Origin of the sequence: Paracoccus sp. UBA5162 (assembly GCF_002413585.1) — a bacterium.
GTDB lineage: Bacteria > Pseudomonadota > Alphaproteobacteria > Rhodobacterales > Rhodobacteraceae > Paracoccus.
Genome location: NZ_DHXG01000046.1, coordinates 1 through 7928 on the forward strand (window position 1 = coordinate 1; position 7928 = coordinate 7928).

Sequence of the window (7928 nt, forward strand, 5' to 3'; positions counted from 1 at the left end):
GATCGGAATCGGCGTCGGCGCCCAGGCGCAGGGCGCCGCGCCGCAGCAGGCGAAGCCACCGGCCCCCGAACCGGCGCGGGTGCGCGACGATCAGCCCCGCGAATCTCGCGAACTGGTCCGAACCCGCGAAGCCCAGACGCCCGCGCCGCCGCCGCCGCCCTCGCCGCCACCACCACCGCGCCCGATCGCGGCGCCCGATCCAGGCCGCTGGCCGGTGCGCGGGCCGCTGATGGTCGGCCTTCTGGCGATCCTGATCCTGTTCGGCGGATTCGGTCTCTGGGCGATGGAAAGCCGCATCGCGGGCGCGGTCGTCGCGCCGGGCCAGGTCGAGGTCGAACAGCAAAGACAGGTGGTCCAGCATCCCGATGGTGGCGTGGTCGAGGAAATCGCCGTCACGGACGGGCAATCCGTCGCCGCCGGCGATCTGCTGATCCGGCTGGACGGCTCGCTTGTGAAAACCGAACTGACCATCGTCGAGGGTCAGTATTTCGAAATCCTCGCCCGACGCGGCCGGCTCGAGGCCGAACGCGCGGCGGCGCAAGAGATCACCTTTCCGCGTCCGCTGACCGAGGCGGCCGCCAGGGACGCAAGCCTTGACGACCTGATCGCGGGCCAGCGCAGCCTGTTCGAGGCCCGCCGCGATACGCAGGCGCAATCGCTGGACCAGCTTGCCAAGCAATCGCAGCAGGTGGCCCAGCAGGTCGAAGGGATCGACGCGCAGATTGCCGCGATGGGCCAGCAGCGCGACCTGATCGGACAGGAACTGAAGGACCAGCAAAGCCTGCTGGATCGCGGACTGGCGCAGGCATCGCGCGTGCTGGGTCTTCAGCGCGAGGCGGCCCGGATCGATGGCCAGATCGGAGAGTTGAAGGCCAGCCGCGCGGCCTCGGAAACCAAGCAGACCGAGATCGACGTCGAAAGGCTGCGGATGACGGCCCAACGCCGCGAGGATGCCGAAACCCAGTTGCGCGACCTTGGCTATCGCGAACTGGAACTGGCCGAACGCCGCCGCAGCCTGACCGAGCAGATCAGCCGGCTGGACATCCGCGCCCCTGTCGCCGGCCTGATCTACGATCTGAAGGTGACGACGCCCCGCTCGGTCATCCGGCCGGCCGAGCCCCTGATGTATATCATACCGCAGGACCGCCCGCTGGTCATCGGCGCACGCATCGCCACGATCAACGTGGACGAGGTGATGATCGGCCAGCCGGTCGTGCTGCGCTTCTCGTCCTTCTCGTCGCGCACGACGCCCGAAATTGACGGACGGCTGGGCCGGATTTCGGCCGACGCACTGGTCGATGAGGGCACCCGGACCCCTTACTACCGCGCCGAGGTCACGATTCCGCCCGAAGAACTCGAGAAGCTGGGCGACATGGCGCTGATCCCGGGGATGCCGGTCGAGGTATTCATCCAGACGGGCGAACGCAGCCCCATGGCCTATCTGCTGAAGCCGCTGGCGGACTATTTCAACCGCGCCTTCCGCGAAAGCTGATCCGGCCATCCTCGAAGGTCCCGTCAAGGCCGGCCTCTGATGATGGCGGCTGGCCTCGGGGGCCGCGACCGGCCCGGCGGCCTGACCGAACATCACCCATGGGTTGCGCCTGCGCCCCGGCTGACGCAGCCTCGGACCTCGATACAAAGCAAGGAGCCAGCATGTTGAGAGCCCTGTCCCGCCCCGCAACCCGGATGATGGAGCGCTGGCTGCCCGATGCCTTCATCTTCGTCATCGTCCTGACGCTGATCGCGGCGATCGCGGCGGTCGCGACACAGGGCACCAATCCGGTGACGCTGATCCGGATCTGGGGCGACGGTTTCTGGGAGCTTTTGCAATTCTCGATGCAGATGCTGCTGGTGCTGGTCACCGGCTTCATCCTTGCAAGTTCGCCTCCGGTTCGCCGCGTCCTGCAATGGATCGCCGGCTTCGCCGGCTCGCGCGGCTCGGCGATCGTGCTGGTCAGTGTGGTGTCGCTGGCCGCGAGCTGGCTGAACTGGGGCTTCGGATTGGTTGTCGGCGCCATCTTCGCCAAGGAACTCGCACGGCAGGTCCGCGTCGATTATCGTCTGCTGGTGGCGGCGGCCTATTCCGGCTTCGTCATCTGGCACGGCGGCTTGTCCGGCTCGATCCCGCTGACCATCGCGACGCCGGGCCATTTCACCGAAAACCAGATCGGCGTGATTCCGACCTCGCAGACGATCTTCTCGGCCTGGAATCTGACCATCGCGGTCGCGATCCTGATCACCGTTCCGCTGGTCAATCGTGCGATGCTGCCGACCGAAGAGGAACAGGTCCTTGTCGATCCGGCGCAACTTGGCGAGGATGCCGGACCGGCCTCCGCGGAACGCAGGGCCACACCCGCCGAGCGGCTGGAAACCAGCCCGATCCTGATGTGGCTGATCGGGTTGCCCGGATTGGTCTGGCTGGCGATCTATTTCCTCGGCGGCGGCGGCATCAACCTGAACACGGTGAATTTCCTGTTCCTGTTCCTGGGCATTCTCTGCCATGGCACGCCGCGAAACCTGCTGGCGGCACTGGACCAGGGTGTGCGCGGCGGCGCCGGGATCGTCATCCAGTTTCCCTTCTATGCCGGGATCATGGCGATCATGACCGGCAGCGGCCTGGCCGCCAGCATGTCGGAATGGTTCGTCTCGATCTCGACCGCCGAGTCGCTGCCCTTCTGGGCCTTCATCAGCGCGGGAATCGTCAACATCTTCGTTCCCTCGGGGGGCGGGCAATGGGCGGTTCAGGCGCCCGTCATGCTGCCCGCGGCCGAGGCGCTTGGCGCCGATATTCCGCGCGTGGTGATGGGCGTGGCCTGGGGCGATGCCTGGACGAACCTGCTGCAACCGTTCTGGGCGCTGCCGATGCTGGGCATTGCCGGGCTGAAACCGCGCGACATCATGGGCTTCTGCGTGGTGCAATTGCTGATCACCGGCCTGGTGATCGGGGGCCTTCTGTATCTGCTATAGCCTCGGGGCCCTTGGCCCCTTCGCCCCCGGTCCAACTCGGCAGGTTCGTCGCAAAAAACGCGCCGGGCCGCGGCCATTGCGCTATCGTTTCCTGCGTCGGCTGGACGCGCGCCTGACCTCGGACAGACGTGCCTGAGTGGACATGCGCCGGGCGCCGCCGCCCTTGTTCTTGCCCTTTCGCGGACCTGCGGGCAGTGCCTTGCCGTCCAGTTCCAGCAATTCCAGCGTCAGCCCGCCGGTGACCGGCACCGCCTCGGTCAGGCGCACCGTGACACGCTGGCCCAGGGCGATTTCCAATCCGGTATCGGCGCCGAGAAGTCTCTGTGCATCGGGATCGAAATGGAAATATTCGCGGCCCAGGTCGCGGATCGGCAGCAGGCCGTCGGCTCCGGTCTCGTCCAGTTTCACGAAGGCGCCAAATCGCTGGATGCCGCTGATCCGACCCGTCATCTCGGTGCCCACACGCTCGGACAGGTAGGCGGCCAGATAGCGGTCGGTGGTGTCGCGTTCGGCCGCCATCGACCGGCGCTCGGTCTCGCTGATATGGGTCGCGGTCTCTGACAGGCGGTCCATGTCGCCATCCGACAGCCCGTCCGCCCTGCCCCCGCGCCCGCCGCCCCAGCCATGCGCCGAAATCAGCGCGCGATGCACGATCAGGTCGGAATAGCGGCGGATGGGCGAGGTGAAATGCGCATAGCTTTTCAGCGCCAGCCCGAAATGGCCGAAATTTTCCGGGTGGTAATAGGCCTGCGTCATCGACCGCAAGGTCGAGATGTTGATCAGTTCATCGAAATCGGTGCCCTCGGACTGGGCCAGAAGCCGGTTCAGGTGGCTGGTATGCAGCACCTGCCCCTTGGCCAGGTTGAAGCCGGATGCCTGCGCCACCTCGCGCAGCGCGTCGATCTTGTCGAGGCTGGGTTCCTCGTGCACGCGGAACAGCAGCGGCCGTCGACGCCGGGTCAGTTCCTCGGCCGCGGCGACATTGGCCAGGACCATGAATTCCTCGATCAGGCGATGCGCATCGAAGCGGTCGCGGAAATTCACCGATCTAACGCGACCATCCGGGGTCAGCTCGATCCGCCGTTCGGGCAGGTCCAGATCCAGCGGCTGGCGGCGCGCGCGCGCATCGCGCAACAGGCCGTAGGCATGCCAAAGCGGTTTGATCACGCTGTCCATCAGCGGTCTGGTCTGTTGATCGGGATCCCCGTCCGCGCCCGCCTGCGCCTGTTCATAGGCCAGGCTGGCGCGGCTGTTCATCATCCCGCGATGAAAATTGTGGCTGATCTTGTTGCCCTGGGCATCCAGCCGCATCCTGACCGCAATCACCGGGCGGTCCACGCCTTCGTGCAGCGAACACAGATCCGCCGACAGCGCCTCGGGCAGCATCGGGACCACGCGGTCGGGAAAATAGGTCGAGTTGCCGCGCGTCCATGCCTCGCGATCCAGCGCCGAGCCGGGCCGGACGTAATGGGCCACATCGGCGATGGCGACCCAGATCGTCGCGCCGCCGTCATCCTCGATCATGGCCGCCACCGCGTCGTCGTGATCGCGCGCATCCGACGGGTCGATGGTCACAAGCGGCAGGTCGCGCAGATCCTCGCGCCCCTTCATCGTGGCGGGCTTTTGCGATTCGGCTTCCTCGACCACCTTTTCGGGAAATTCGTCGGGAATCCCGTGCTGATGGATGGCGATGAGGCTGACCGACCGCGGGGCCGACGGATCGCCCAGCCGTTCGATGATCCGCGCCTGGGGCAGGCCCATCCGCGCCCTGGGCCCGACCTGTTCGGCCTGCACCAGTTCGCCGTTCTGCGCGCCCTGGGTGGCGTCGGCGCGGATCCGCCATTCCTTGTCCTGGCCCTTGTCGATGGGCAGAATGCGGCCGCCCTCGGTGTCCTTGCGGAAGATGCCGGTGATACGGTTGGGTGCGGCGGTGATGCGGCGCATCAGACGGGCCTGATATTGATGATCCTCGCCGTGGACCTCGACCAGCCGGGCCAGGAACCGCTCGCCCCGCCCCAGTGCCGGGTCGGTCTGGCGCGGCGTATACAGGATCCTGGGCACGGGCCCCTCGCCGCGCCATTCCAGCGGACGCGCGAACAGATCACCCGAGCCGTCCGGGGCCAGCAATTCCAGAACGGTCACGGCAGGCAGCTTTTCGGCGTCCAGATAGTGACGGCGGCGGCGTTCCAGCTGGCCTTCGGCCTCCAGTTCCTTCAGCAGGCGTTTCAGCTCGATCCGCTGCGCGCCCTTGATGCCGAAGGCTTTCGCGATGTCGCGTTTGGAATTGGCGTCGGGATGGTCCGAAACCCAATCCAGGATCTGCTGCTTGTCGGGTAGCTGGGTCATGAAGATCGCCCTGTCAGGATGGCGGAAGAAACGCAATCACAGATCGCGGCTCATGTCCCGGTGCGGGATGCCGGCATCGTCATAGATGGGACCGCAAACCGAAAACCCAAGCTTCTGGTAAAAGCCGATGGCATGGGTCTGTGCCCCCAGCATGGCTCGCGTGATGCCGGGGCGGGCTTGCAGCATCGTGACCGCCGCCCGGATCAGCGCGGCGCCATGGCCCGCGCCGCGCGCCTCGGGCAGGACACAGACGCGGCCGATCTTGCCGGTGCCGTCCTTGATCAGGATCCGCGCGGTGCCGATGGCGGTGCCGTCCTGCCAGACCAGAAGATGCAGCGCCTGCCCGTCCAGCCCGTCCCATTCCTCGGCCTCCGCGACACCCTGTTCCTCGATGAAGACCTTTCGGCGCAGGGCGCGGCAGCGGTCCAGATCGCGCGTCTCCTCGATCTTCATGCGAAAAATCTTTCCAGAATGCGTTGGTAGATCATCTTCAACTGACGGACCTGCGCCTGAGGCACGCGCTCGTCGACCTGGTGCATGAAATGGCCGACCAGTCCGAATTCCACGACCGGGCAAAGATCCTTGATGAACCGTGCGTCCGAGGTTCCACCCGAGGTGGACAGGATCGGCCGGCGTCCCGTCTGCTGTTCGACCACGTCGCGGACCAGATCGACGAAGGGGCCGGGTTCGGTCACGAATGCCTCGCCCGAAACGTCGGCATCGATGTTCAGGACGACGCCGGTTTCGTCGCCCAGCACCGCGGCGCGCCGGGTCAGCTCCTCGGCCAGCGAGGCGGCGGTATGCAGGTCGTTGAAGCGGATATTGACCACGGCCGAGGCACGTTCGGGGATCACGTTCGAGGCCGGGTTGCCGCAATCCACCGACACGATCTGAAGACCGCTCGGCTCGAAATGGTCGGACCCCGAATCCAGCGGTGCGGCGATCAGATCGTTCAGATAGCGGGTCAGCGTGTGAAGCGGATTCCTGGCCCGATGCGGATAGGCGGCATGGCCCTGCAACCCCGTGGCGCGGATTCGGTAGGTGGCCGATCCGCGCCGGCCGATCTTCATCATCTCGCCCATCGCATCGGGGTTCGATGGCTCACCGACGATGCAGGCCTGCATTCGTTCGCCGTTTTCTTCCATCCAGTCGATGATCGCACTGGTGCCGTGTGTCGACGGGCCCTCCTCGTCGCCGGTGATGGTCAGGATCACCGCGCCGTCGGGGGGTGTTTCGGTGACGAAATCGATGGCGGCCGCGGTAAAGGCCGCGACGCCCGATTTCATGTCGGTCGCACCGCGCCCCCAGATCAGGCCGTCCTCGACATGGCCGCTGAAGGGCGGATGGGTCCAGGATCCAAGATCTCCGGGCGGCACGACATCGGTGTGGCCGTTGAACCCCAGAGCCGGCCGGCCTTTTGCGCCCCAGCGGGCGAACAGGTTCGGCGTGCCCCCGCGATCGATGCGGTGGGTCTCGAAACCCGCCTGGTGCAGCATGTCCCCCAGCAGGACCAAGGCGCCGCCCTCTTCCGGCGTGACCGAAGGGCAGCGGATCAGGCGGGCGGTCAGGTCGGCGGCGTCAATCATCTCATATCCCGGTCTCGAAGGCGCGGCGGACCAGGTTCAGCCCGGTCACGACCAGCAGCACCAGCGTCCAGCGCCGAAACTGCACCACATCAAGCCGGTCCTGCAAGGCGAAGCCGGCCAGCATTCCGGCAAAGGCGGGAAGCACCAGCAGCACCGACAGCGGCAGCGTCCGCGCGTTCAGCACCCCCGAGGCCAGATGTGCGCCCGTCAGCACCATCCCGCCCAGCAAAAAGACGACGCCCTGGACGCGGACCTGTTCGCGCTTGCTGACACCCAGCGACATCAGCAGCACGATCAGCGGCGGTCCCCAGATCCCCGAGATCCCGCCATAAAGGCCGCCGATAATGCCGGTCGCGATCTCGGCCCTTCGGCGGTGATGCGACGGCACGACCAGCGGACGCCCCGACAATTGCCAGATCGCAAAGCCCACGATCGGCACGCCCAGCAGCGCATACATGATGCTTTGCGGAATGGCGCGGGCAAAGCCGGCCGAGACGGCGATGAAGACCAGCAGCATCGTGATATGCCAGCGGAAATCGCGGACCGAACGCCAGGCCTCGCGCGGCCCCTGCCGCAAGGTTTGCTGGATGTTGGTCACCAGCGTCGGAATGATCAGCGCGGCCAGCGCCGTGGTCGGCGGCAGGATCGAGCCGAAGGCCGACAGCATGATCACCGGCATGGCGAAACCGATGGTTCCCTTCACGAAACCCGCAAAGGCCGTGACTGCGACGACGGCCAGCATCTGCCATGGTTCGACCCCGAACATGACCGCGACGCTAGACCCGCGACACGGGAATGGAAATGGCACGTCGCGGCAAATTCATCAGACATTTTCGTTCTTTCAAGACTGGGTTTGCGCATTATAGTTGCGCTGCGCCTGCGAAGGCTCTAGCTATGCCGCGACGCCGCAAGAGGATGCCCCGATGAAAGACATGCAAACGACCGCCACCGTCCTGTCCGAGATCGAATCCGTTCAGGCCCGCGCCGTCGAGACCCTTTGCGCACGGGTCGCACCGACGGGCAAGGTGG

6 protein-coding genes are annotated in these 7928 nt (G+C 66.2%); 2 read left to right on the forward strand and 4 right to left on the reverse strand.

Annotated features, from left to right (window positions below):
* The first annotated feature begins 229 nt into the window (after positions 1 to 229).
* Entirely contained in the window at positions 230 to 1492 is a 1263-nt protein-coding gene (locus B4A72_RS06775; RefSeq protein ID WP_292954585.1) for an HlyD family type I secretion periplasmic adaptor subunit, read from the forward strand.
* Positions 1493 to 1653: 161 nt separating this feature from the next.
* The gene (locus B4A72_RS06780) at positions 1654 to 2967 is read left to right on the forward strand and encodes a short-chain fatty acid transporter (protein WP_292954518.1); all 1314 of its coding nucleotides are present in this window, start codon (positions 1654 to 1656) and stop codon (positions 2965 to 2967) included.
* An 81-nt stretch (positions 2968 to 3048) separates the two neighbouring features.
* Here the strand turns inward: B4A72_RS06780 and rnr are convergent, their stop codons facing one another.
* Genes rnr through B4A72_RS06800 form a run of 4 tightly spaced genes read right to left on the reverse strand, consistent with a single transcriptional unit; the run spans position 3049 to position 7665 of the window.
* Positions 3049 to 5313 (reverse strand): ribonuclease R, encoded by a 2265-nt coding sequence (gene rnr / locus B4A72_RS06785; protein WP_292954521.1) that lies wholly within the window; start codon positions 5311 to 5313, stop codon positions 3049 to 3051.
* A gap of 36 nt (positions 5314 to 5349) precedes the next feature.
* Positions 5350 to 5766, reverse strand: coding sequence for a GNAT family N-acetyltransferase (locus tag B4A72_RS06790; RefSeq protein ID WP_292954524.1), 417 nt, complete (start codon positions 5764 to 5766; stop codon positions 5350 to 5352).
* Complete coding sequence (gene dapE, locus B4A72_RS06795) at positions 5763 to 6899, reverse strand: succinyl-diaminopimelate desuccinylase (protein ID WP_292954527.1); 1137 nt, start codon at positions 6897 to 6899, stop codon at positions 5763 to 5765. Before dapE ends, B4A72_RS06790 begins: the two co-directional genes overlap by 4 nt.
* A 1-nt stretch (position 6900) precedes the next feature.
* Positions 6901 to 7665 (reverse strand): sulfite exporter TauE/SafE family protein, encoded by a 765-nt coding sequence (locus B4A72_RS06800; protein WP_292954530.1) that lies wholly within the window; start codon positions 7663 to 7665, stop codon positions 6901 to 6903.
* Between the last annotated feature and the right edge of the window lie 263 nt (positions 7666 to 7928).

Excerpts from the sequence above, each read along its gene's own strand:
- B4A72_RS06790 (WP_292954524.1), bottom strand. The coding sequence starts at position 5,766 with ATGAAGATCGAGGAGACGCGCGATCTGGACCGCTGCCGCGCCCTGCGC.
- B4A72_RS06780 (WP_292954518.1), top strand. The coding sequence starts at position 1,654 with ATGTTGAGAGCCCTGTCCCGCCCCGCAACCCGGATGATGGAGCGCTGG.
- dapE (WP_292954527.1), bottom strand. The coding sequence starts at position 6,899 with ATGATTGACGCCGCCGACCTGACCGCCCGCCTGATCCGCTGCCCTTCG.
- rnr (WP_292954521.1), bottom strand. The coding sequence starts at position 5,313 with ATGACCCAGCTACCCGACAAGCAGCAGATCCTGGATTGGGTTTCGGAC.
- B4A72_RS06775 (WP_292954585.1), top strand. The coding sequence starts at position 230 with ATGGTCGGCCTTCTGGCGATCCTGATCCTGTTCGGCGGATTCGGTCTC.
- B4A72_RS06800 (WP_292954530.1), bottom strand. The coding sequence starts at position 7,665 with ATGTTCGGGGTCGAACCATGGCAGATGCTGGCCGTCGTCGCAGTCACG.